This is a genomic window from Oceanihabitans sediminis, assembly GCF_003337215.1.
GTDB classification, from domain to species: Bacteria; Bacteroidota; Bacteroidia; order Flavobacteriales; family Flavobacteriaceae; genus Oceanihabitans; species Oceanihabitans sediminis.
The window spans coordinates 1204195-1229565 of sequence record NZ_QPIG01000001.1 but is presented as its reverse complement, the minus strand read 5'-3'; the positions used below and the strand labels follow the sequence as shown (position 1 = coordinate 1229565).

Here is a 25371-nt window from a genome sequence, read left to right as displayed (position 1 = left end):
AAAAAAATAAAAATGAAAAAATACTTATATATATCAATATTCGCAATTGGAGCTCTATTTAGCTCTTGTGATGATAATTTAGATAAGACGCCGTTTTCTTCTGTTGGAGAAAATGATGCCTTAACTAGTGAAATAGCATTTGAAAATGCAACATTAGGGTTATATACTCTAGCGATAAGCCCAAGTTACTACGGTGAAGAGATGATGTCTTTTCCTGATGTAATTTCGGATAACTTAATTTTTAGCGCTGAAGGTCGTGGAACTCAAAAAGCTTACCACGAATGGCAGTTTAATGAAAATATTACTAAAGGGGGTTTCATGGCTCAAGCTTATGCTGTAGTAAGACATGCAAACTTTATCTTAGATAATATTGATAACATTCCTCAAACTCCTGCAAGAGATCATATCCAAGCGCAGGCATTAGCAATGAGAGCGTTATCTCACTTTAATATCACTAACACTTTTTCAAAGATACCTACACAAGATGCAGGTGCTTTATCTAGTTTAGGTATGCCTTATGTAACTTCTTCAGATATTTTACAAGAACCAGGTTCTAGAGGTACTGTTGAGGCTATTTATAATGGAATTATCAACGACTTAGAAACTGCTAAAAACTTAGTAGGAGCTGATGATATTATCAAAATAAACAAAAACGCTATTAATGGTTTACTTTCAAGAGTTTACTTATATAGAGGTATGTATGCAGAAGCTGCAGCTGCTGCAGATGACGTTACTGCTAGTGTAGCAACATTTGGAAACTTCCCAGGAGTATGGGATGATTCTTCTGATGATGGAGTTTTATTTAAGCTTAAAAACTTAGATGCTGATACAGGAGTTAGTGTTAACACTCCTTATAGCCAAACTGTTTCTTCAGGTGTAAGATCTGAGTATGTTGTAGATTTCGATTTATTCAACTTATACGGTGGTACAGATATTAGAAAAGCAACTTACGTTGAAACAAGTGCTTATAATGGGAAAAACTATAACCACGTTGCAAAACATATGGAATCTTCTATTAACTTAGGATCTGGTGTTGTGGATATTAAAGTTATAAGAATGGCAGAGGTTATGCTTAATAAAGCGGAAGCTTTAGCTATGCCTGGACCTGCACAAGATGAAGCTGCTGCTTTAGCTGCTTTAGACGCTGTACGTTCTCAAAGATATAGCTCTTTTGTATCTGGAAATGAAACTGGTCAACCTTTATTAGATGCAATTGCATTAGAAAGAAGATTAGAACTTGCATTTGAAGGACACAGATTCTATGACATCAAAAGATCTGGAGAAGGAATCAACAGAAGTGGTGCTGGTCAATATGCTGACGGTACTGGTTTAGCAACTTTATTTACTACACTTCCAGCGGGAGATTGTAAATTCCAGTTACCAATTCCTAAAACAGAAATGGATGTTAACCCTAATATGGAGCAAAACCCATGTTATAACTAATAAAGAAGAACAAAATGAAAAAAATATTTAAAACATTATTATTTGCATGTACTGTAGCATTAGTTTCAGTATCATGTGATTCCGATGAGAACTCTCATAGCTATAATGGTCCTTTTCAAACTTATTATGACCAAGCTAACTATTCAATTAGCGCTATGGATACTGATAACAACACAACTAATTTGGTTGTTGTTGCTACAACAGCAAGTGCAACTGACAGACAGATTTCATTATCTGTTGACCCAGCTTCAACTGCAGTTTTAGGGGATGATTTTACAATGGCTTCAACAGTAACAATTCCAGCGAATTCTTACACAGGAACTGTAGCAGTAACTTCAAACTTTACTGCTAATACTTTAGCTGGTGTTCAAGCAATTATTAACATTACAGATGATAGTGCTGCTCAGTTTAAAAACAGTGCTGTAGTAAATATCCAACACAGAAGTTGTGATCCAGTAGATGCTCCAGCATTTACAGGTCTTTATGCTATTGAGCAAGTAGCTGGATCAAACGGTTTTGGTGATTCTTTCAATGATGCTCAAGTTGAGTTATTCGATAATGGTACGGATTCTCGTGTATTCCAAGTAGGATACTTAATTGGTGCTCCATTAGTATTAGAATTAAACTTCGATTGTTCTTTTGTAACTATTGAGCCTACAGAAGCTCCTGTAACTTGTGGTGGTGCTATTACTTTAAGTAATGCTCCTGCAGGATCAGAAGGTACTTATATGCCAGCAGATGACAGTGAATTTTACTTCACATATACTGAGACTATCCCAGAAGGATGTACAGTTGCTCAATCTGCAGTTATAACTTATAAATTCACAAAAATATAATTATGAAAAAACTAATTTTTAAACTATTAGCTATAACTCTTGTCGTGAGTTTTACTTCATGTAACGAAGAATACAAAGACGATAATGATGATACTCTTGCAGATAGAACTACGGTAGCATATTTTGCTGAAAGTGGTAGTACTCTATTTGTAAAAGAAGAAGAGGTTGGTAAATTAGATGTACTTGTTAGTGTATCTGAAGCAAAACCTTATGATAGATCATTCGCAGTTTCTATAGATGCTTCTGCGACCACAGCTGTTGCTGGAGGATTTGATTATGAAGATTTAAACCTTTCTAATTTAGTTGTTCCTGCAAATGCACAATACGGAAGCTTTACAGTAACTGCTGGAGATTTTAATAATTCAACAGTACAAGGTGTTAACTTAGTATTTAACCTAGATGATGTACAAGATGCAACTTTAGATTACAGATTAACACATACTGTAAAAATTCAACGTTTTTGTCCAATCTATGCTCCTTTCGCAGGTGAGTATTTCATTGAGGAAATTACACCAATTGGTGCTGATGGTCCTGTATTAAATCACCAATCTGTGGTAACTTTATATACTTTACCAGGTTCAGAGACTAAAAGAGCATTTATGACTAACAACTTCCCTAACTTCTGTGCAACTCCTAACCAGTTTGTAATAGACTTAGTTTGTGAAGAGATCTTAATGCCAGTTGGTGGAAACAGAGGAAACTGTGTTTGTGATCAAGGAACTCCATATTTATTTGGAACAGCTCCTACACCTACTACTTTTGATCCTAATGACGATAGTGTATTTGAAGTATCATTTGAAAATGATGTAACAGGAAACTGTGGTCCTTCAGTAATTACTACTTACAGATTTACAAAACAATAATCTAGTATTGTAATATAATTTAAAACCACCTCAACAGAGGTGGTTTTTTTATACCTTTGTATTCATGGAAAACAGTACACAAATATTTGGAATAAGAGCAGTAATTGAAGCAATCAATGCTGATAAAGCTATAGATAAGGTTTTTATTCAAAAAGGATTAAGAGGTGAATTATCTCACGAATTAGAATCCTTAATTAAGGAAGAAGGAATTAACACATCTTATGTTCCTGTAGAAAAACTAAACCGATTAACTAAAAATAACCACCAGGGTGTTGTTGCACAGATATCGCCAATTGAGTTTTATGAACTTGATAATTTAGTATTACAAGTAATGGAATCTGGTAAAACACCATTGTTTTTAATACTTGATCAATTGAGTGATGTGCGAAACTTTGGTGCTATTATAAGAACAGCAGAATGTACCGGTGTGGATGGAATAATTATACAAAAAAGTGGTAGTGCACCTGTAAATGGTGATACTATTAAAACAAGCGCGGGAGCTGTATTTAAAGTTCCTATTTGTAAAGTAGATCATATTAAAGATGCTATGTTCCATTTTCAAGCTTCGGGAATAAAAGTTATTGCTGCTACAGAAAAAACAGATAACACCCTTTATGATGTTTCTTTTAAAGAACCTTGTGCTATCATAATGGGAAGTGAAGGACGAGGAATCAATCCTTCCGTTTTAAAACTTGTTGATGCTAAAGCAAAACTACCTTTACTAGGAGATATTGAATCTTTAAATGTTTCAGTAGCTTGTGGAGCTTTCTTATATGAAGCTATTAGGCAAAGAAGATAATCTTCAATAGTTATACCTATGAATTAGTAATCCTTAGAAAACTCTAAGGATTTTTTTTATCTAATTTTTTGAAAATGTAATTAACTTTTTGTTTAGATGTAGTTTCTAATTCATGGTATTGGGTGGTATCTTTTATGCTTATACTAGTTTCCTCTTGCTCCTCTTCCACTTCAACCGGTTCCTCAACACTTTCTATAAAGTTACCGTTTTCATCAAAGTGTTTTAAAAAAGGGTCATCATCTTCCTTATAGTCTTCTTCTTCCCAAACATACTTTTTAGGTTTCGCTATTTCTTTCGTGAATATAAATGCGAAAATCAATCCAGTTATTAAACCTGATAAATGTCCTTCCCAAGAAATGCCTTTTTCAATTGGCATAGTATACCAAATCATACTTCCATAGAGGAAAATAACTAATAAGGAAAGCGCTATTAAACGGTAATGTTTTGCTAGAATTCCTTTAAAAAAGGTAAAACTAACTAACACATAAATAAGTCCGCTTGCACCTATATGAAAAGAAGGTCTACCAATAAACCAAGTTAGTAATCCAGAAAGCAAAATACCATAGCCCAGAACCTTCCAAGCAATAGGCCTATAGAAATAAAACAAAGCAGTTGTTAATACATATAAGGGAATGGTGTTAGAATACAAGTGTTTTATTCCGGAGTGAATAAACGGACTAAAAATAACACCTTGTAACCCAGATATTTTTTTAGGATAAATACCATGACTATTAAAATTCATATGAAAACGAACTTCAAACCAAAAGACTAACCAAATGATTAAGACAAATGCTATTGGATAGCCAAAAACACCTGTAGTGAATTTAAATTCTTCTTGCATAATTTAAAGATAGCAAAATACTATCCAATATAAATTTTAGTGTTAAATTGTCAGTAGACAGCTTTACTAAATTTGTTTAAAATAGGTTAAAGAAGAATCCTTCTTGATAAAAGATTTGTAATTTTACCGTTATGAATGAACCACTAGCAGAACGCTTAAGACCAGAAACTTTAGAAGATTATATAAGCCAAACACATTTGGTTGGTAAAAACGGATCGTTAACCCAACAAATAAAGCAGGGCTTGATTCCCTCCATGATTTTATGGGGACCTCCAGGAATTGGTAAAACAACGCTTGCAAATATTATTGCAAACCAATCTGGTAGACCTTTCTACACTTTAAGTGCTATTAACTCAGGAGTAAAAGATGTTAGAGATGTTATTGAAAAGGCTAAAAAAAGTGGCGGTTTATTTACTACTAAAAATCCGATACTTTTTATTGACGAGATCCACAGGTTTAGTAAGTCGCAACAAGATTCCTTATTACAAGCTGTAGAAAAAGGTTGGGTAACTTTAATTGGTGCTACTACCGAAAATCCGAGTTTTGAAGTTATTTCTGCACTTTTATCACGTTGTCAGGTTTATATATTAAAAGCATTTGATAAAAACGATTTAGAGGCTCTTTTAAACCGTGCGATTGAAAAAGACGAGTATATATCTAAAAAGAATATAGAGCTTAAAGAAACAGATGCTTTATTGAAGCTATCGGGTGGTGACGCAAGGAAACTATTAAACATATTTGAATTACTCGTGAATTCGGAAGAAGGAGATGTGGTAACCATCACCAATGAATATGTTTTGGATAGAGTTCAAAATAATACAGTTCGTTATGACAAAACCGGCGAACAGCATTATGATATCATTTCTGCTTTAATAAAATCTATTCGTGGAAGTGATCCTAATGGTGCGGTATATTGGTTAGCTAGAATGATTGAAGGTGGTGAAGATGTGAAATTCATTGCTAGGCGTTTATTAATTTCGGCTAGTGAAGATATAGGAAATGCAAACCCAACTGCTTTGGTTATTGCAAATAACACCTTTCAAGCAGTTTCTACTATAGGAAATCCAGAATCAAGAATCATATTAAGTCAATGTGCCACTTACTTAGCTTGTTCTCCTAAAAGTAACGCTGCATATATGGCCATAGGAAAGGCTCAACAGTTGGTAAGAGAAACCGGGGATTTATCGGTTCCTCTTGATATAAGAAACGCTCCAACCAAATTGATGAAAGAATTGGGTTATGGCGACAATTATAAATATGCCCATAACTACGAAAACAATTTTGCAGAACAAGAATTTCTACCAGAAGAAATTAAAAACACCAAACTGTATGAACCAGGAAATAACGCTAGGGAAAATGCACATAGGGAGTTTTTAAGAAACCGTTGGAAGAATAAGTATGGATATTAATTAATAATAGATACCTCTACATTAGGCTTTATTAAAAAAGGACTCCTACAAATAGTTCTTTAGCTCTAGAAGCGAATCTACCTTTTTAATGTTTCTTTCTAATGGAAAATCATGATAGTTAAAGCAAATAGCATCCATCCCGAAGTTTAGTGCACCAAGAATATCTGCTTCATAATTATCACCAATCATTAAGCTTTGCTCTTTTGTGGTTTTGGCAAGGTTTAATGCGTGATCAAATATTTTAGGATTTGGCTTCTTCACCCCTACCATCTCACTATTAGTTACTGTTTTAAAGTAATTATTGATATTGGCATTTCGTAACTTATTATGTTGCACCTCATGGAAACCATTGGTTATAATATGTAAATTATAATTTGGTTTTAAATAATCAAGAATATCTAAAGTACCATCAAACAAATGATTAAAACTAGATAAATGTGCAATATAATCTTCTGAAAGCTGATCAATCAATGTTCTATTTGCTGAAAAATTAATCGCTTCAAAAGTATCATATAGCCTTTTATAACGCAGATTTGCTTTATCAATTTTCTCTTCTCTAAAAAGCTTCCAATAATTTAAATTTATAGGTTCGTAATGTTTTAAAAACTCCGAAGTATCCACCTCTACATTATGCACACGAAAGATTTTCTCGAAAGTTAAAGCAGAGTTCTTATCAAAATCCCATAAGGTATGATCTAAGTCAAAAAATATATCTGTGATGTTTTTATTCATTATTAGGCGATTCAATTATAATTTTAAAAAGTTCCTTAAAGCCACTCCATCTCTCTAGGTTACTAAAGGTATAATTATGAAACACAGGAATAAATGTTCCGTTTACTTTTTTAATTACCTCAATAGTTTCATTTAAAACTTTCTTCTTATCTAGTAAAGAATTTGTTTTTAATAGTGCGTAATCTAAAAGATTATACGAATATACTTTTAGTGGTGTTTGCACTTCGTAATCTAAATCATAAAACAGAAATGGTGTACAAGTTCCGGCTCTAAAACCTATATGATTAACAAAGCCCATGGTGTAATCTTCTTGAATTTCTAATTCTACTAAATTCCTATACGATTCGGGTAGACTTATTTTAGAATAGGAATTTCTAGAAGCTATTAAAGAAGAATTTATAACCGATTCCATTCTTTCCTTTTCCCGTTTTAAAGTATCATAACTAGTAAGCGATAAAAAAGAAGCTTTTAAACCAACCATACTATAATCTGACACTTGTTTTATAAGCGAAACAAAATTGGTGTTGTTTATATTGATGTTCTTATCGTAGGTAGAATAATCTCCTATTAAAAAGAAAAATATAAACTTAAATCTAGATTGCTTCTGCTTATTGATAATATACTTATAGTTATCAAAAGGATCTCTTTTCAATCCGAATAAAACGGAAAATCTGGTATATAATCTTTTAAATTTTAATCCAGCCAAATCCTGTAGTGATCCTCCTATACTGCGCATAATCCCCTTTTGTTTAAAGGAATATGCTTCTGGCACATCTATAACAGGTTTTACTTGGTATTTTTGAGTTTCAAATTTAAAATCGGGATAGCTATCTTGTAATATCTGTTTGAATTTATATGCCCATATATCTACAATTGGTTCGTGTAGAAAGTTGTTATTATAAGCAATACTTTCTTCTGCAGGAAAACGACCATAGGCATCTTTTACATGTGGTAAATATTCTTCGTATCTAGATAGTAAATAAAAGGAAGCTGCAAAAATATCATAAGGCAAGGCACTTTTTTCTCCTGTTGGAAAAAAGCCTTTAGTTTCTCCCCATGTATGCACTTGAATCTCAATATCATTTAAGCCTTGTTCAAATAATAATTCATGGCTTCGTATAGAAATTTCGTTGCTTAAAGGTTGCTTGGTGTAAGACATCTTTAAACTATCGTGCGCAATAAACTCTTCAATAGTAGTTGTAAAAGCAACTGGTAACCCTAGAATTCTAGTGCAAATATGCTTAAAAACATATTTTACTCTTGGGGTTATTTTATGTGTATATACTAATAACATTCGTTATTTGGATTCCGATTTGTTTTTTAGTGCAAACTAAAGAAGGTTTTCATCTGCAAAGCTAAAGTATGCTTTTTCGGTTATAATAAGATGGTCTAACACTTTAATATCTAAACTTTCTCCGGCTATTTTCAATTTTCTTGTAATTTGTTTGTCGGCTTCACTCGGTCTTAAAGTTCCTGAAGGATGGTTGTGAGCTAAAATAATTCCTGTGGCACCTACTTCTAAAGCATTTTTAAGTACCAGTCGAACATCTACCATCGTTCCTGTGATTCCGCCTTTACTTAGTTGATTTTTTTGAATTACTTTATTGGAATTATTTAAATAAACTATCCAAAATTCCTCATGAGGTAATTCACCTAAAATTGGCTGAAGCAATTCAAAAACCGAAACACTAGAAGTAATCTTCTTTCTTTCTAAGGCTTCTTCTCCCCTACGTCTTCTTCCTAGTTCTAATGCTGCTACAATGGTAATGGCTTTTGCTTCACCTATTCCTTTAAACTGCATTAGTTGTTTTAAAGAAAGCTTTCCTAGTTCGCTTAAATTATTATCTACACTTGCTAGAATTCGTTTACATAAGTCTACCGCACTTTCTTCTCTATTACCCGAACCTATAAGTATTGCAACTAATTCTGCATCACTCAAAGCCGCTTTGCCTTTATCGCGTAACTTCTCTCTTGGCTGGTCATCTTGACTCCAATTTTTTATAGAAAAAGAAGTTGGTTTTTCTCGCATAATATAAAAATAGCAAATTTTAAGTAAGTCTTAAAATTTACCTTATTTGCTTATGCAGAGCTTCTTATGAAAATGCTGTAAAACTATTTTATCAAACTTTTAACCTCATCAAAATCTAATCCGCCATAATTACCAGAACTCATTAGTAATAAGGCAGCATTATCTAGGTTTTGTGCGTATAAGAATTCTTTAAACTCCTCTGGAGTTGTATAAATAATTAGATCCTTGCGCTGAAAAGCATTAGCTATTTGCTCTTTACTTACTGCTTCTAATTTCTTAATTTCTACAGCATGTGGAGAGTAGAAAACTACCGCAACATCTGCTGCGTCTAAAGCTCCTTTATATTCTTTTAGAAATTCTGCATTTAAACTAGAATACGTATGTAATTCTAAACAAGCTACAAGCTTTCTGTTTTGGTATTGTTCTTTTACTGCGTTGGTAGTAGCTTCCACCTTTGAAGGAGAATGTGCAAAATCTTTATAAGCTACACTTGTATTAGATTCGGCAATTTTTTCTAACCTTTTACTTGCTCCTGAAAAAGTTGCAATAGCTTCATAGAAATCATCCTCATCAATTCCCATATGCTGACAAATCCATTTTGCTCCTGCTAGATTATTAAGGTTATGTTTCCCAAATACTTCAATTGGAAGTGGTCCTTCTGGAGTATCTAAAAGTGTTTCTCCATCTTCAACAGTATATTCAGGAGTTTGATATGCTAGTTTTCTAATGGTATTTTCACTTGCTTCTACTACTCTTTTTACTTCGGCATCTTCTTCATTATATGTGATGCTTCCGCCTCTAACAATACTATCTACAAATATGCTGAATTGCTCTACATAGTTTTCATACGTTGGAAACACATTGATATGATCCCAAGCTATTCCGCTTAATAATGCAATATTTGGTTTGTATAAATGAAATTTTGGTCTTCTATCTATTGGCGAACTTAAATACTCATCCCCTTCTAAAACAATAAAATCATTTTCTTCGGTAAGTTTTACCATTACATCAAATCCATCCAGTTGCGCACCAACCATATAGTCTACATCTCTGTTATGATAATGCATAACATGTAAGATCATAGAGGTTATTGTTGTTTTTCCGTGGCTTCCACCAATAACAACTCTAGTTTTATTTTTAGATTGTTCGTACAAGAATTCCGGGTAGCTGTAAATCTTTAACCCTAATTCTTGAGCTTTTAATAGTTCCGGATTATCTGCCTTGGCATGCATTCCTAAAACTACAGCATCTAAGTTTTGGTTTATCTTTTCTGGAAACCAACCAAAAGATTCTGGAAGAAGTCCTTTAGCTTCTAAACGAGATTTAGAAGGCTCAAAAATAGTATCATCGCTTCCTGTTACTTGGTATCCTTTATTGTGTAATGCTAGGGCTAGATTGTGCATTGCAGATCCGCCAATAGCTATAAAATGTACGTTCATGTCTTAATTTTGAAGATATTTCAAAGATAGTTTTTTGACACGAATTTCACTAATTTTCCAATATCTGTTGTAGAGATTGTTATATAGCATGCTTTTCTGAAGAAGCAAATAACATATACCTTGTAGAAATGAAGCAAAACAATAATGCGTTAAAGATTTAAGATGAAGTCCTTTTCTTCTTTAAAAACTTTCACTTTTGGTAATTCAGAAATAGCTAAATTAATATACTTTAAGGCTATAGCTTTATTTTGTCTATGTTTATAAATCTGTGCCAATCTGTAATTTGCCCAAGCAATTGGTACTCCGTCTCCTGCTTTATAATTTGCTATATACTTGTGTAGAAATTCTTCGCCTTTTGCTAACTGAATATTATAGCTTGCTGCAACCTTTCCTATTTGATAATGCAAGGCATTCCGTTGGTGTTTTTCATGCGAAGCCTCTATAGTTGCAAGTGCTTTTTCTGGTTGGTTTTCCTTTTCGTAAAAGGTAGAAAGTTTTTCATAACAAGTTAAAGAGCCTCCAACTTTAATTGCCTTTTTATAATATTTCTCTGCTAGTTCTGGTGAGGATTCATACTCATAAATATAACCTTTTGCCAAATATCCATCTACTTTTGAAATAGCTTCTAACTCATTGGCATACTGCAAGGATTTAGATAAGCTTCCTCCAATAATCCCTGGTAATTGCATGTATAATTCTACCAAAGCCCAGCGAGTATCAATATGCTTGCTATCTAATTTTGCTGCAGTTAAAAAAGCTTCTTTAACATCGCCAATCATAGATAATGCCATTAGTTTATTCACACTTAAAGCTTTCATTCCTAAAGCTCCACCATATTTATAATGGTAATTCGCAACCTCTGGCTTCGCAGCTATTAACTTATCATATTGCGTAATAGCTTCGTCCCATTTTTTCTGATAGCTAAAGGCATCTCCGTATAATTCTATTCCTTTTAAATCATTCGGATTTTCATTTAAGTAGTCAAACAGTGTTACTTCTGCTTTTATATATTCCTTTTTCTGAAGAAGTTCTTCTGCAAAAACTATACTTTGCTGACTGAAGCTCAACAAGGGAAATAAAAAGAAGAAAATTAACTTAGACATACTTATTAGACAATATAAACAAATATAAACTTTCAAAAACTATTTTAAACGGAAGGAGTTTTAACTTCAAAAAAATAAATTCCTTAAATTGAGCATAGACTTCAGTAGGAACTCTTTTTTGGAACGCATTTTGAAGTTAGCAGCATACAAATCTATAAATATGAAAAAAATTCTATCTATAATCATGATTCTTCTTTTCGCCAACAGTGCGTTAGCACAATCCGATGATTTTAAAAAGCTATGGGCTCAAGTCGATACATTTGAAAAAAAAGGTTTAACAAAATCAGCATTAAAAGTTGTAGAAGAAATTAGTCGCAAAGCGAAATCAGATAAAAACTCTCCGCAAACTGTTAAGACACTAATATACAAAAGTAAATACGCCTTAACCCTTGAGGAAGATGCACAACTAAAAATTATCCTTGACTTTAAAGAGGAAATTAATAAAAGTGTTTCGCCTACTAAAAACCTTTTAGAAAACATGCTTGCTAATTTATATTGGCAATACTTTCAACAGAACAGATATAAATTTTATAACAGAACAAAAACCGAAGAAAAAGTTGATGATACAGACTTTAGAACTTGGGATTTACAAACGCTTTTTAATGAGGTGAGCATTCATTTTCAGAATTCTCTAGAAAACAAAAAACTCCTACAAGAAACAAGCCTAGAGGATTTTGATGAAATTTTACACAAGCAAGAAAACTCTAAAACTTTTAGACCTACGCTTTACGACTTGCTAAGTCATAATGTTCTAGATTTTTACAAAACAGACGAAAATAGCATTGCAAAACCTGCATATAAATTCACCATAAATCATGAAGATTACTTAAGTGAAGCCGATACTTTTATAAAGCTACCTATCACTACAAAAGATACAACTTCCCACCAATTACAGGCATTAAAAATTTATCAAAACTTAATACAGTTTCATAGCAAGGATAAAACATCAGAAGCATTTGTAGATGTAAATATTAAAAGACTACACTTTGCTATGAATCATGCCTCCTTTGATAACAAAGACCTTATCTACCAAAAGACCCTTCAAGCAGAAATCCAAAAAGTAAAAGACCTAGAGGTTTCAGGATTATACACTTTTGAAATTGCTTTCTTTTATATGCTTCAAGGTAGCGAATACAACCAAGATAGCAATAATGATCATCGTTGGAAACTACAAAAAGCAATCACATTAATTGACGAACTAACATCAAAATTCCCAAAAAGTGTAGCTGCAGAAAAATCTGCAGTTCTTCGTGATAGAATTCTTCAACAAAGCTTATATATTACCACAGAAGAACATTTACCAGTTCAAAAACATGCTAGACTTCTAATAAATTACAAAAACATTGAAAACCTTCAGTTTTCTGTCTTTGAAATTAATGAATCACAGCTAGAAAAAATTAACAAAACTTATAGGCAGGATGAAAAACTGGAGCTTATAAAAAAACTTCCATTAACGACTAGTTGGAATAGCTCTTTATGTAACGAAAACGACTACCAAAAACATAATACCGAAGTAGTAATTCCTAAACTAAATTCTGGTAGATATATTCTTTTAGCAGAAACAGAAAATAAGACTTATGCCTTTTCGAAAGTTCAAATCACCAATCTAGCAATCGTTGAAAACACGACAAATAGCAAGACTATTTTTCAAGTTATAGATAGAAATAACGGAAAACCAATTCCGGATGCTAAAATTAATATCAGATATCTAAAAAATGGAAGAAGAACTTTTTCTTCAGAAAAACATGTTTCAAACGAAAAAGGGGAAGTTACATTAAACATAGACTCTTCAAGATATAGCAATGTAAAAATAGAAGTTACACACCAAGGTGACAAGGCTTATTTTGGGGATTATTATATATACCAAAACAACTATCATAAGGAAGATAAACAGACCTATAAAAGCTTTTTATTTACAGATAGAAGTATTTACAGACCAGGACAAACGGTGTACTTTAAAGGAATAGCCATACAAAGCAAAAATGGAAAAACAGAAGTTCTAGCTAATGAACCTGTTTATATAACTTTATACGACGCAAACAGTCAAGAGGTAAAAGAGATAGAATTAAAAACGAACGAATTCGGTTCGGTTGCTGGAGAATTTATACTACCTAGTACCGGAATTACAGGGGAATTTGAATTGGAGTTTGATGGGGATATAAAAGATATTTATACCACACATTATTTTTCTGTTGAAGAGTATAAACGACCTAAGTTTGAAACCACTTTCCAACCGGTTACCGAAACTTATAAGGTAAATGATGAAATCACTATAAAAGGAAACGCACTAGCCTATGCAGGTAGTAATATTACCGATGCTAAAGTTTCTTATAGAGTGCACAGAAAAGTACAATATCCTCGTTGGTATTATTGGTATCGTCCTTCGTTTGTAATTGAACCACAAGAAATCATTCACGGGGAAGCTAAAACTAATAAAAAAGGAGAATTTGAAATTACATTCCCTGCACTACCAGATGAAAGTGTAGACAAAAAAAACCTTCCTACATTTCACTATGAAATTACCGCAGATGTTACAGACCTGAATGGCGAAACACGAAGCGCAACTACCATTGTAAATGTTGGCTATCATGCTTTATTAGCAAATATTTCTATTGCTGAAAAGCTTGACAAAAACAATAAAAACCATAAGCTTAGCATAGACACAAAAAACTTAAACGACCAATTTGCTCCTGCAACAGGAACCATTAAAGTTTATAAGCTACAAGCCCCGAAACAAGTATTAAGACCAAGACCATGGAAAGCTCCTTTTTATCAAGATATTTCAGAAGCTGATTTTCAAAATTTATTTCCAAACGAAGTATATACAAACGAACATGAAATAAACAATTGGCCAAAAGGGAAACTAGTGTTAAATGAAAAATTCGATACTTCTGTTTCAAAAGAATTAGCCTTAGGAAAAATTAAAAATTGGGAATCTGGAGCTTATATCATACTTCTAGAAAGCAAAGACAGATTCGGTCAAGAAGTTAAAGATCAAATTAGGACTTTTCTGTTTAGCGAGAAGGATAAAACTGTAGCAGACAATCAATTATTTAGTATTACAACAAATAAAAACTCCTACAAATCGGACGAGAATGCTCTTATTACTTTTGCTTCGGCTGCAGAGGATATTTACATCACAGTTTCAGTAGAAAAACAACATGAAATTATTAAGAAAGAGGTTATTCGTTTAAATAAAAATAAGAAAACAATAAGTATTCCTATAGAAAAAGAAGATGTAGGAGGTTTTGCTGTGCATTATAGTTACGCGGCTTTTAATAGTTACAAGGGGAGTAGTATACATATTTCTGTGCCTTACCCTATAACCAAATTAGAAATGGAAACTTTAAGTTTTAGAGACAAGCTAGAACCTGGAACAGAAGAAACATGGAGTTTTAAAATTAAAGGTCCGCAAGGAGAAAAAGTTAGCGCAGAATTACTAGCTAGTATGTATGATGCTTCACTAGATCAATTCAAGTCACACACTTGGAATTTTAATCCTTTAGAACAACCAAACTATTACGCACAAAACTCTAGCAATGCAAGACAAAGTTTTGGCACAAATGGTTTTAGATTATACAGTCAAAATCGGGACACCAAATATTACACGACACAAAGCTATGATCAAATAAATTGGTTTGGGTTGTATTTCGGAGCTAGTAGGGATTACATGATTACTAGAAGCAATATAGCAAGACAAAAGTTTAACAATAATGGAGTTCCTCCTGCTGCTCCAGAATTGGAAACAACAGTGGCTACTTATAGAGACGAACTCACAAATTCGGTTCCTATTATAAGCATGGAAGATGCCGAGCTAGAGGAAGTAGTTGTAAGCGCTCTACAGGGAAAGGCTTCAGGTGTTCAAATTTATGAAGAGAAAGAAAACGAATTCACAGGAGTTTCCATTCGAAAAAACTTGCAAGAAACAGCATTTTTCTTTCCGCAATTACAAACAGACGATACAGGAAACATCCGTTTTAGTTTTACTACTCCAGAAGCACTTACCAAATGGAAGCTGCAATTATTGGCACATACTAAAAATCTAGAAAGCACAGTAACAAAATTAGAAACTGTAACACAAAAAGAATTGATGGTTATTCCTAATGCACCTCGTTTTTTACGTGAAGGAGATGAAATTACCATAAGTACTAAAATTGCAAATCTTACCGAAAAACAACTTTCCGGTAAAGCTGTTTTACAACTTTTTGACGCTACAACAGGAAAAACCATAGATGAAAAGCTATTTGTTTCATCAGAAAAAGATGCGAATATCAAGGAATTTATCGTAGAAGCGAACGGAAACACGCAAGTTTCATGGTCGCTTTTTATTCCAGAAGATGTACAAGCCGTACAATACAAAATCATTGCAAAAGCTGGTGATTATAGTGACGGTGAGCAAAATGCACTTCCTGTACTTAGCAATAGGATGTTGGTTACAGAAACACTTCCTATGTGGATTAAAAGTAACGAAACAAAAACCTTCACTTTAGATAAGTTAAAGAATACCAATTCTAGCAGCTTAAAGCATCATAATTTAACCTTAGAAATGACAAGCAATCCGGCTTGGTATGCAGTACAAGCACTTCCGTATTTAATGGAATACCCTTATGATTGCAGTGAGCAAATCTTCAGCAGATATTATGCAAATGCACTAGCAAGCCATATTGCAAACAACAATCCTAGGATTCAGGAGGTATTTAATCAGTGGAGAAACACAGATGCATTGCTTTCTAATCTAGAAAAAAATCAAGAGTTAAAAGCAATATTAATTCAAGAAACTCCTTGGTTACGAGATGCTCAAACTGAAACCGAACAGAAAAAACGAATTGCACTATTATTCGATTTAAACAAAATGAATAATGAGCTTAAGAAAGCAAAACGCCAACTAGAGCAAAACCAAATGCATAATGGTGCTTGGTCTTGGTTTGCTGGTGGAAGAGAAAACCGATACATCACTCAGCATATCGTTACTGGATTCGGACACCTAAAACATTTGAAGGTGGAAACTTCAGAAGATGCTAAAATGATAGAAAAAGCCATTAAGTTTTTAGATGCTGCATTTGTTCAAGAGTATAAAGACATCCGTAAATATCATAAAGATGTAGAATTAAGCAAAGACCATTTAAGCCATATGCAATTGCATTATATATACATGCGAAGCTTTTTCCCAGAAATCAAAAAAAGCAAGGAAGTTCAAGAGATCACAAACTATTACCAAACACAAATCAAAAAATACTGGTTGTCTAGAAGTTTGTATGCTAAAGGAATGATGGCTTTAATTTCTGAAAGATTCAATGACAAAAAAACTGCGAAAGCAATTTTAAAATCTTTAAAAGAAAACAGCATTACTAGCGAAGAATTAGGAATGTATTGGAAAGAAAACTCCAATTCTTGGTTTTGGTATCAAGCACCAATTGAAACACAGGCTTTATTAATTGAAGCATTTGCTGAAGTTGGAAATGTTATTCAGAGTGAAGCGAAGAATCTCGAAGACATAGACAATCTAAAAATCTGGCTACTAAAGAACAAGCAAACCAATAGTTGGAAAACAACAAAAGCAACCACCGAAGCTGTATATGCTTTACTACTACAAGGTAGCGACTGGTTATCTGTTACCGATATGGTGGATATTGTAATTGGAAATCAAAAATTAGATCCTAAAAAACTAGAAGCCGTTAAAGTAGAAGCTGGAACCGGTTATTTTAAAACCTCTTGGAAAGGGGAAGAAATCAAACCTGAAATGGCGGAAGTGAAACTTAGTAAAAAAGGAAAAGGTATTGCTTGGGGAGGTTTATACTGGCAATATTTTGAGGACTTAGATAAAATCACCTCAGCAGAAACACCTTTGAAATTAAGAAAAAAACTCTTCCTAAAAAAGAACACCAATTTAGGAGAAGAGCTTTCTAAGATTACAAAAGACACTAAGTTACAAGTAGGTGATCTTGTTCGTGTCCGAATAGAATTACGAAGCGATCGCGCTATGGAATTTGTTCATATGAAAGACATGCGAGCTGCCGGTTTAGAGCCAGTAAATGTATTATCGCAATACAAATGGCAAGATGGATTAGGTTATTACGAAAGCACGAAAGATGCTGCAACTAATTTCTTTTTCGACTATTTACCAAAAGGCGTTTATGTTTTTGAATACGATTTACGAGTAAACAATTCTGGACATATGAGTAATGGAATAACAACTATTCAAAGTATGTATGCACCAGAGTTCAGCAGTCATAGTGAAGGTGTGAAAATCACGGTAGAATAACTAATTCAGGAGAAAGCAGAAGTTTTATGATTTCTGCTTTCTTAGGGATATAGAAATCAAAAATAAATAAGATATGGCTGTAAATGGAAACAGTTTAATTTGCAATATAATTAGAGCTACTTTTAAATTATTAGTTTAGAATTGACTTACTTAATTCCTTAACTTTGCCTGATTATAATCAGGTTAATATTTTGTTTATGCTATTTTCGAAGTTAAGTTACAAAGTGAGCATTGTTATAGTTTTACTGTTTAGTTTTCTTTCTTGTGCTTCGAATCAAAAAGCGATTTCAGAAGAGCCTACTGTAAACACTCCACCAAAACTTCTTTTTCTTAATTACGAACTTTCTAAAAGTACTAATGGAGAAAAAAAAATTAACTTAATAAATCAAATTACTGCAGAAGGTAGGTTAAAAGAAAAGCCTACAATTGTAGAAAACACACAACCAGGAGATTTACAATATTTTATTCTTGACAAAGACCTGAAAGAAATAGATACACAGTATATTAAAAACCCTTTAATTAAAACATTTGAATTCATTAACGATCATGGTGAATTTGAAAAGAAAACAATAGATTTAGATACTGTACAATTTCATATAAGATTACAACTTCAGCCACAGACTAAATATATTGTATTTAAAGAGCTAACAGAAAACAAACCAAAAACACACATTACTACAAAAATTGAATAACATGAAAAAACTTTTACTTTTACTGCTTCTTATATCTAATTTACATCTAGTTTTTTCACAACAATATGATGTTCAAGCAATAAAGCTATCTGGAGATGATGATAAGAGAATTAACTTAGTAATAATAAGCGAAGGGTATCAATCGAGTGAGTTTTCGAACTTCGAAACAGACGCTACCAATTTCATGAACGCTATGTTTGGTCAGGAACCTTTTGCTAGCTACGAAAACTATTTTAATGTCTATATTATTAAAGTTCCTTCATTAGAAAGTGGGGCTTCACATCCAGGAACAGCTTATGATGAAAATCAGTATAATGTACCAACGCAAACTGTAGATAATCATTTTGGAACAACTTATGATAGTTATGATATTCATAGATTATTATATACTATGAATCAAGGAGCTATAAGTACTGTTTTGGCTAATAACTTCCCACAATATGATCAGGCCCTTATTTTAGTAAATTCACCTTATTATGGAGGAAGTGGTGGAGAATTCCCTATTACATCTACCGGTCAATATGCAGAGGAAATCGCAATTCATGAACTAGGTCATTCATTTGCAGATTTAAAAGATGAATACTACCCTGGTGACAATCAAGTTGCAGAAGCTGCTAATATGACTCAAGAAACAAATCCTAATTCCGTGAAATGGAAAAACTGGATGGGTGTAAACGGAATTGGAATATATCCGCATGGTACAACAGGAATATCAGCTACTTGGTACAGACCACATCAAACATGCTTAATGCGTTATGTTGGATACAACTATCCCTTTTGTGCTGTATGTAAAGAAAGAATTATTGAAAAAATTCACGACTTAGTTTCTCCTATAGATTCTTATACTCCGGCAGAAAATACTATTAGTGAATTGACTTACCCTATAGAATTTCAACTAAATACCATTCAAACACTTCCAACAAACACATTAGAAACCACTTGGACACTTAATGGCAACTATCTTGCTGAAAATACGGAGACAGTTACTCTTGAGGAAAATGACTTAGTTGAAAATTCAAATAATACCCTAACAGTTGTTGTTCATGATGCTAACACACAAATTAACATAGATAGTCATGAAACTACACATGTTTCAACAGTCACTTGGGTTATAGATAATACTTTAGGAGTCCATGATATTCAAGAAAATGATTACAGTTTAACTATGTACCCTAATCCTTCTAGAGATTTCGTAAATATTACGTTAGAAAACTCTTTAAGTAAAGATGTTGTAGTAGAAATAATTAGCATAGAAGGAAGAAGTATCCAAACTGTCAACTTATTGAACAATCAAAATTCACAAATAGACATTAGTTCTTTAAGTCAGGGAGTATATATTACAAACTTTTACTCAGAAGGTGTTTTAATTGCAACTAAAAAGTTAGTTAAAAACTAGAATCACTTAGCTACCGGAGGGTAGTTTTTCATCACTTTTTCAACTACAGATTGTAAAGCAGCTTCTCGCTTTTCTGGTGTTGCATTAGGGTTAAAACTACCTTCACTTATGGCTTGCCAGAAAAGTTGATTGGTTTTAGCATCCACAAAGTCAAATTTAATTTGTCTAGTAACATTTGCTTGACCTATAGGAATTCCTACAGAAATGCCTCCTCCAACATTTCCACCTCCGCCTCCAACACCTACTCCAACAGTAGAGTTACTTCGGTTATCTTGGTAAGTAGAACTTTCAATATTTATAATGAAATCAGAATCTTCTGCAAGTGAAATTCCTTTTAGAGCCATAGTTTCATCTATAGCTTTAAACAATCGCTTAGCATCTAGTTCGCTTAAGCCTGTATTCATATTTAAAAAATAGCTGTAAGACTGATACTGGGTGAAGTCTGTTGTTTTCTCGTAGTCATAATGCACTCGAACACCACAAGAAAAACATATAAATAGAAATATTACAGGAAGTAACTTTTTCATTTTTATTTTAAAGATAAGGAATCTGTTATAGAATAAAGCCGATTTACTTTTCTTCTTCGTGCGGATCAACAGATTTAGTTAGTGCCGAAGAAATAATTCCTGTAGGAATAGCAACAATACCTAAACCTATTAAAAGGATAAAGAAAGTGAATATCTTTCCTCCTGCCGTAATTGGATAAACATCACCATATCCAACGGTAGTTAATGTAATAATTGCCCACCAAAGACTATCTAGAATAGAAGCAAAATGCTCTGGTTGCGCTTCGTTTTCAAAATAGTAAATACCTACAGCAGAAAAATATATTAAGATTAATGTGATGAATAAAAATAGAAATATTTCTTCTCTAGAAGACTTTATAGCTCTACTAAAATGATTTAACGCTCGATTATAACGAACCAATTTAAACACCCTAAACAGCCTTAAAAAGCGTAAAGCCCTTAGTGCACGTAAATCGAAACCAAAGCTTAAATAGAATGGCAAAATAGCTAGTAGATCAATAATTCCGTAGAAACTAAAAATAAACTTCAACTTTCTTTCTGTTACATAAATACGTAAGAGATATTCTAGCGTAAAAACAAGCACACAAAAAACCTCTATTATATTGATAATAGTATAGGTTCTTGGTTCTAAATTTGGTGTAGTCTCTAAAGTAAAAGTTACAATAGAGATTAGAATAAGTACTTGAATAAAGATAGCAAAGAACTTACTGGCTTTGCTATCATTTATTTCCACAATGTTTTTTATACGTTGCTTCATAACGAACTATTCGTTCAACATATTCCAAAGTCTATCTTTAAGCTCTTTTAAGCCTTGTTGTGCTACAGATGAGATAAACATATAGTCAATTGGCAAATTGTTATCTAATTCTTCTTTTAACTCTGCTTTAAGTTCATCATCTAACATATCACATTTAGTAATTGCGATCATGCGCTCTTTGTCAAGCATTTCTGGATTGTATCGCTTTAATTCGTCTAACAGAATATCATATTGTTTTTTGATGTCTTCTGCATCGGCAGGAATCATAAACAACAATATGGAGTTACGCTCTATATGTCTTAAAAAGTAATACCCTAAGCCTTTTCCTTCTGCAGCTCCTTCAATAATTCCTGGAATATCTGCCATTACAAAAGTTTGAAACTCTCTATGCTTTACAATTCCTAGATTTGGTTTTAAAGTAGTAAACTCATAATCTGCAATTTTAGGTTTTGCAGAAGTTAATACGGAAAGTAAGGTTGATTTTCCTGCGTTAGGAAAACCTACTAAACCTACATCTGCAAGTAATTTAAGTTCTAAAGTAATATCCTTTTCTTCCTTAGGAATTCCAGGTTGTGCGTAACGAGGTGTTTGGTTTGTAGAACTTTTAAAATGCCAGTTACCACGACCACCTTTACCCCCTTCGGCAATTATTCTTTCCTCACCATCTTCGGTGATTTCAAAAATTACTTCATTGGTTTCGGTATCTCTAACTACAGTTCCTAAAGGCACTTCTACATATTGATCTTCTCCGTCTGAACCTGAACTTCTTCCACTAGATCCATTTCCACCATGTTCGGCGCGAATATGCCTCTTAAATTTTAGGTGTAAGAGCGTCCATAAGTTAGCGTTTCCTTTAAGAATTACGTGACCACCACGACCTCCATCTCCACCATCTGGGCCACCTTTTGCCAAATATTTTTCACGATGTAAATGCGATGAACCTTGACCTCCTTTACCAGAAGATACGTGCATTTTTACATAGTCTACAAAATTTCCTTCAGTCATGCTTACTTCCCACAAGCGTGGGGATCTTATTAGTTAAATCTTTATGATTTGGTTATTATTGAAAGCCTATGACATTTAGATATCATAAAATTCCTTTTCAATAATTAAATATATTTCAGGAATTATAGCTTATCAATTACTTTGTTTAATCTTTCTGTTATCTCTTCAATACTACCAACACCATCTACTCCATAATATTTATCTTGTGCAGTATAGTAGTTTTTAAGAATAGCTGTTTTATTATAGTATTGCTTTATTCTGTTTCTAATAATGTCTTCATCTGCATCATCTGGTCTTCCACTAGTTTTTCCGCGTTCTAGTAATCTTTCTACTAAAATTTCGTCATCTACTTCTAAAGCTACCATAGCATTTATTTGAGAATCTTTCTCTTCCATAAAAGCATCTAAAGCTTCTGCTTGTGCGTTTGTACGTGGAAAACCATCAAAAATAAATCCTTTTGCGTCTGCATTTTTCTCTACTTCCGCTTTAAGCATATCTATAGTAACTTCGTCTGGAACTAACTCGCCTTTATCCATATAAGATTTAGCTAACATACCTAATGCAGTTTCGTTTTTGATATTGAATCTAAAAACATCTCCTGTAGAGATATGTACTAAATTATATTTTTCTTTTAAAAAATTAGCTTGTGTTCCTTTTCCAGCTCCTGGAGGTCCAAAGAGTACTATACTTGTCATGTGTTGGGTTGTTTTAATTTGATATACTTCCGGCAAATCTCTTCCTAATCCATTATAATCTAGTCCGTAACCAACTATAAATCTATCTGGAATCTCAATACCTACATAATGTAATTTGAAATCTTTCTTATAAGCTTCTGGTTTATGAAACAGCGTAGCTATTAGTAAAGACTTTACATTTTCGTTCTTAAAAATTCGGTGTACTTCTGCTAATGTTTTTCCTGAATCGATGATATCTTCAAGAATAACAACAGTACGACCCGTTAAATCTTGTGTCAATCCTATTAATCTTTGGATATCTTCGGAAGATTTTATGCCTTCATAAGAAGCTAACTTGATAAAAGTTACCTCACAAGGCTTCGGGTATTTCTTAACAAAATCACTAACAAGCATAAAGGAACCATTTAAAATTCCTACAAATACAGGGATTTCGTCTCCTAAATCTGCAGCAATCTCATCTACCATTCTTTGTATGGCAGCATCAATCTCTTTAGCAGATATAAATGGTTTGAAATATAAATCATCTAACTTTATCATGTAAAAGACTAACTTGTTTTTTGTTAATTGTTTGCAAAGATAATTCTTTTAGATTTAAGTGAGAAGCTAGAAACTAGAAGATTTTAAAACTCATTCTAATTTTAAATGTATTTTTGTACTATAAAACAACTTTAAAATACATTTCACACTAAAAACAAATTGCTGTTTTGACAATAAATACTATGAATTATTTCTCTTCTTCTTTTAAACTCGGAATTCTTGGTGGCGGACAACTAGGTAAAATGCTACTTACAGAAACTAGAAAATACGATATATACACTTGTGTTTTAGATGCAAGCAACGATGCTCCTTGCAAAATAGGAAGCAACGAGTTTCATTTAGGAGACCTTTTAGATTTTGACACTGTATATCAATTTGGAAAAAAAGTAGATGTTCTTACTATTGAAATTGAAAACGTAAATGTAGATGCTCTTGAAAAATTAGAAAAGGAAGGAATTACGGTATATCCTTCTGCAAAAACACTGCGCACTATTCAAAACAAAGCGAAACAGAAACTATTTTATATAGACAACAATTTACCAACAGCACCATTTTCACGATTTGCTTACCTATCTGAAATAGAAGATGCTGTAAACAATGGCGGCTTACATTTTCCATTTGTGTGGAAAGCAGCTCAATTTGGATATGATGGTAATGGGGTGAAAATTGTTAGAACTTTAGAAGATTTAAACGGTTTACCTAAAGGAGAATGCATAACGGAAGAACTTATTCCTTTTAAAAACGAATTAGCTGTTATTGTTTCTAGAAACGCAAAAGGCGAAGTAAAAACTTTCCCTGTAGTAGAAATGGAATTTCATCCAGAAGCAAATCAAGTAGAATATGTAATTTGTCCAGCTAGAATAGATCCTGAAATTGCTAAAAAAGCGGAAGAAGTAGCATTAAAAACTTCACAAGCTTTTAAACACGTTGGTTTATTAGCAGTGGAAATGTTTCAAACAAAAGATGATAAAATATTAATAAACGAAGTAGCGCCAAGACCTCATAATTCTGGGCACCAAACCATTGAAGCAAATTACACTTCACAGTTCGAGCAACATATTAGAGCCATCTTAAACTTACCTCTAGGAAGCACAGCAAACAAAGGCGGTGGTATTATGGTTAATCTAGTTGGAGCTGAAGGTTATACCGGAAACGTTGTTTATAAAAACATAGAAGAAATCATGAGTATGGACGGTGTTACTCCGCATATCTACGGAAAAAAAGAAACTCGCCCTTTTAGAAAAATGGGCCATGTCACCATAGTAAACGAAGACATAAACGAAGCACGTAAAATCGCTGAGAAAGTAAAAAACACCATTAAGGTAATTAGCAAAAACCAATAACACAACAAACAAAAACAAACATAATATGAAAGTAGGCATAATCATGGGAAGCAAAAGCGACCTTCCTGTAATGCAAGAAGCTATAGACATTTTAAAAGGATTTGACATACCTGTAGATGTAGACATTGTTTCTGCTCACAGGACACCAGAAAAAATGTTTGATTATGGTAAAAACGCACATAAAAATGGGATTGCTGTAATTATTGCAGGAGCTGGAGGTGCAGCGCATTTACCTGGTATGATAGCATCCTTGTCTCCTCTACCTGTTATTGGAGTTCCTGTAAAAAGTAGCAACTCTATAGATGGTTGGGATTCAGTTTTATCTATACTTCAAATGCCAGGAGGAGTACCTGTAGCAACTGTTGCTTTAAACGGAGCAAAAAATGCCGGAATTCTTGCAGCGCAAATTATAGGAACATCAGATGCTTGTGTATTAGATAAGATTGTTACTTATAAAGAAGGATTAAAGCTGAAAGTTATAGAGTCTGCAAAAGGGCTATAAAACAAAAACCCCAAGATTTCTCCTGAGGTTTAAGCGCTATTAATCAATTTTCAATTCAGAGATTATATCTCACATGAAAAAACTTTATTCAAAGATTACAATAATTCATCGCATTCGAATAAATTAAAGCAAGCCATTGACTATTATCGATAAAATACAAA

At 33.1% G+C, this 25371-nt stretch carries 20 protein-coding genes; 10 read left to right on the top strand and 10 right to left on the bottom strand.

Going from position 1 to position 25371, the window contains the following annotated elements; genetic code table 11:
• The first annotated feature begins 12 nt into the window (after positions 1 to 12).
• From DU428_RS05505 to rlmB, 4 genes are all read left to right on the top strand, one after another.
• Positions 13 to 1443 carry a RagB/SusD family nutrient uptake outer membrane protein gene (locus DU428_RS05505; protein ID WP_072349821.1) on the top strand — a complete coding sequence of 477 codons (1431 nt, stop codon included), beginning with the start codon at positions 13 to 15 and terminating at the stop codon, positions 1441 to 1443.
• A 14-nt stretch (positions 1444 to 1457) separates the two neighbouring features.
• Positions 1458 to 2279 (top strand): hypothetical protein, encoded by an 822-nt coding sequence (locus DU428_RS05500; protein WP_072349822.1) that lies wholly within the window; start codon positions 1458 to 1460, stop codon positions 2277 to 2279.
• Positions 2280 to 2281: 2 nt separating this feature from the next.
• The gene (locus tag DU428_RS05495) at positions 2282 to 3142 is read left to right on the top strand and encodes a hypothetical protein (RefSeq protein ID WP_072349823.1); all 861 of its coding nucleotides are present in this window, start codon (positions 2282 to 2284) and stop codon (positions 3140 to 3142) included.
• A 64-nt stretch (positions 3143 to 3206) separates the two neighbouring features.
• Entirely contained in the window at positions 3207 to 3941 is a 735-nt protein-coding gene (gene rlmB / locus DU428_RS05490) for a 23S rRNA (guanosine(2251)-2'-O)-methyltransferase RlmB (protein ID WP_072349824.1), read from the top strand.
• Between the two features lie 43 nt (positions 3942 to 3984).
• On the opposite strand, the gene DU428_RS05485 is transcribed toward rlmB, so the two are convergent.
• Positions 3985 to 4782, bottom strand: coding sequence for a rhomboid family intramembrane serine protease (locus DU428_RS05485; protein WP_113966282.1), 798 nt, complete (start codon positions 4780 to 4782; stop codon positions 3985 to 3987).
• A gap of 131 nt (positions 4783 to 4913) precedes the next feature.
• On the opposite strand from DU428_RS05485, the gene DU428_RS05480 reads away from it, so the two are divergent.
• Positions 4914 to 6191 (top strand): replication-associated recombination protein A, encoded by a 1278-nt coding sequence (locus tag DU428_RS05480; protein ID WP_113966281.1) that lies wholly within the window; start codon positions 4914 to 4916, stop codon positions 6189 to 6191.
• 45 nt (positions 6192 to 6236) lie between these two features.
• Here the strand turns inward: DU428_RS05480 and DU428_RS05475 are convergent, their stop codons facing one another.
• The 5 genes from DU428_RS05475 to DU428_RS05455 all read right to left on the bottom strand — a co-directional run bounded on the left by DU428_RS05475 (position 6237) and on the right by DU428_RS05455 (position 11494).
• Positions 6237 to 6923: a YjjG family noncanonical pyrimidine nucleotidase gene (locus DU428_RS05475; RefSeq protein ID WP_072349827.1), complete on the bottom strand. Its 687-nt coding sequence runs from the start codon at positions 6921 to 6923 to the stop codon at positions 6237 to 6239.
• Positions 6916 to 8217 carry a polysaccharide deacetylase family protein gene (locus DU428_RS05470; RefSeq protein ID WP_072349828.1) on the bottom strand — a complete coding sequence of 434 codons (1302 nt, stop codon included), beginning with the start codon at positions 8215 to 8217 and terminating at the stop codon, positions 6916 to 6918. The genes DU428_RS05475 and DU428_RS05470 overlap by 8 nt, the downstream gene beginning before the upstream one ends.
• A 36-nt stretch (positions 8218 to 8253) precedes the next feature.
• A complete protein-coding gene (radC, locus tag DU428_RS05465) occupies positions 8254 to 8952 on the bottom strand; it encodes a RadC family protein (RefSeq protein ID WP_072349829.1) in 699 nt (232 codons plus the stop codon).
• An 83-nt stretch (positions 8953 to 9035) separates the two neighbouring features.
• Complete coding sequence (locus tag DU428_RS05460) at positions 9036 to 10391, bottom strand: UDP-N-acetylmuramate--L-alanine ligase (protein ID WP_113966280.1); 1356 nt, start codon at positions 10389 to 10391, stop codon at positions 9036 to 9038.
• A gap of 149 nt (positions 10392 to 10540) precedes the next feature.
• A complete protein-coding gene (locus DU428_RS05455; RefSeq protein WP_113966279.1) occupies positions 10541 to 11494 on the bottom strand; it encodes a tetratricopeptide repeat protein in 954 nt (317 codons plus the stop codon).
• 160 nt (positions 11495 to 11654) lie between these two features.
• Here DU428_RS05455 and DU428_RS05450 point away from each other — a divergent pair, with 160 nt between their 5' ends.
• The 3 genes from DU428_RS05450 to DU428_RS05440 all read left to right on the top strand — a co-directional run bounded on the left by DU428_RS05450 (position 11655) and on the right by DU428_RS05440 (position 19844).
• On the top strand, positions 11655 to 17756 hold the full coding sequence (locus tag DU428_RS05450) for an alpha-2-macroglobulin family protein (protein WP_113966278.1): 6102 nt from the start codon (positions 11655 to 11657) through the stop codon (positions 17754 to 17756).
• Between the two features lie 224 nt (positions 17757 to 17980).
• Positions 17981 to 18448, top strand: a complete 468-nt coding sequence (locus DU428_RS05445) for a hypothetical protein (protein WP_123796486.1) — start codon at positions 17981 to 17983, stop codon at positions 18446 to 18448.
• Between the two features lies 1 nt (position 18449).
• A complete protein-coding gene (locus DU428_RS05440) occupies positions 18450 to 19844 on the top strand; it encodes a T9SS type A sorting domain-containing protein (RefSeq protein ID WP_072349834.1) in 1395 nt (464 codons plus the stop codon).
• A 2-nt stretch (positions 19845 to 19846) separates the two neighbouring features.
• Here the strand turns inward: DU428_RS05440 and DU428_RS05435 are convergent, their stop codons facing one another.
• The 4 genes from DU428_RS05435 to DU428_RS05420 form a co-directional block, all read right to left on the bottom strand.
• On the bottom strand, positions 19847 to 20371 hold the full coding sequence (locus DU428_RS05435; protein ID WP_113966277.1) for a DUF4136 domain-containing protein: 525 nt from the start codon (positions 20369 to 20371) through the stop codon (positions 19847 to 19849).
• A 43-nt stretch (positions 20372 to 20414) separates the two neighbouring features.
• Positions 20415 to 21128, bottom strand: a complete 714-nt coding sequence (locus DU428_RS05430; protein ID WP_072349836.1) for an ion transporter — start codon at positions 21126 to 21128, stop codon at positions 20415 to 20417.
• 6 nt (positions 21129 to 21134) lie between these two features.
• Positions 21135 to 22133, bottom strand: coding sequence for a GTPase ObgE (gene obgE, locus DU428_RS05425; protein WP_072349837.1), 999 nt, complete (start codon positions 22131 to 22133; stop codon positions 21135 to 21137).
• A gap of 122 nt (positions 22134 to 22255) precedes the next feature.
• The gene (locus DU428_RS05420) at positions 22256 to 23365 is read right to left on the bottom strand and encodes an adenylate kinase (protein WP_072349838.1); all 1110 of its coding nucleotides are present in this window, start codon (positions 23363 to 23365) and stop codon (positions 22256 to 22258) included.
• A 182-nt stretch (positions 23366 to 23547) separates the two neighbouring features.
• Here DU428_RS05420 and DU428_RS05415 point away from each other — a divergent pair, with 182 nt between their 5' ends.
• Both DU428_RS05415 and purE read left to right on the top strand, forming a co-directional pair.
• A complete protein-coding gene (locus DU428_RS05415; RefSeq protein ID WP_113966276.1) occupies positions 23548 to 24708 on the top strand; it encodes a 5-(carboxyamino)imidazole ribonucleotide synthase in 1161 nt (386 codons plus the stop codon).
• 25 nt (positions 24709 to 24733) lie between these two features.
• Positions 24734 to 25210 (top strand): 5-(carboxyamino)imidazole ribonucleotide mutase, encoded by a 477-nt coding sequence (gene purE / locus DU428_RS05410; RefSeq protein ID WP_113966275.1) that lies wholly within the window; start codon positions 24734 to 24736, stop codon positions 25208 to 25210.
• Positions 25211 to 25371 lie beyond the last annotated feature (161 nt).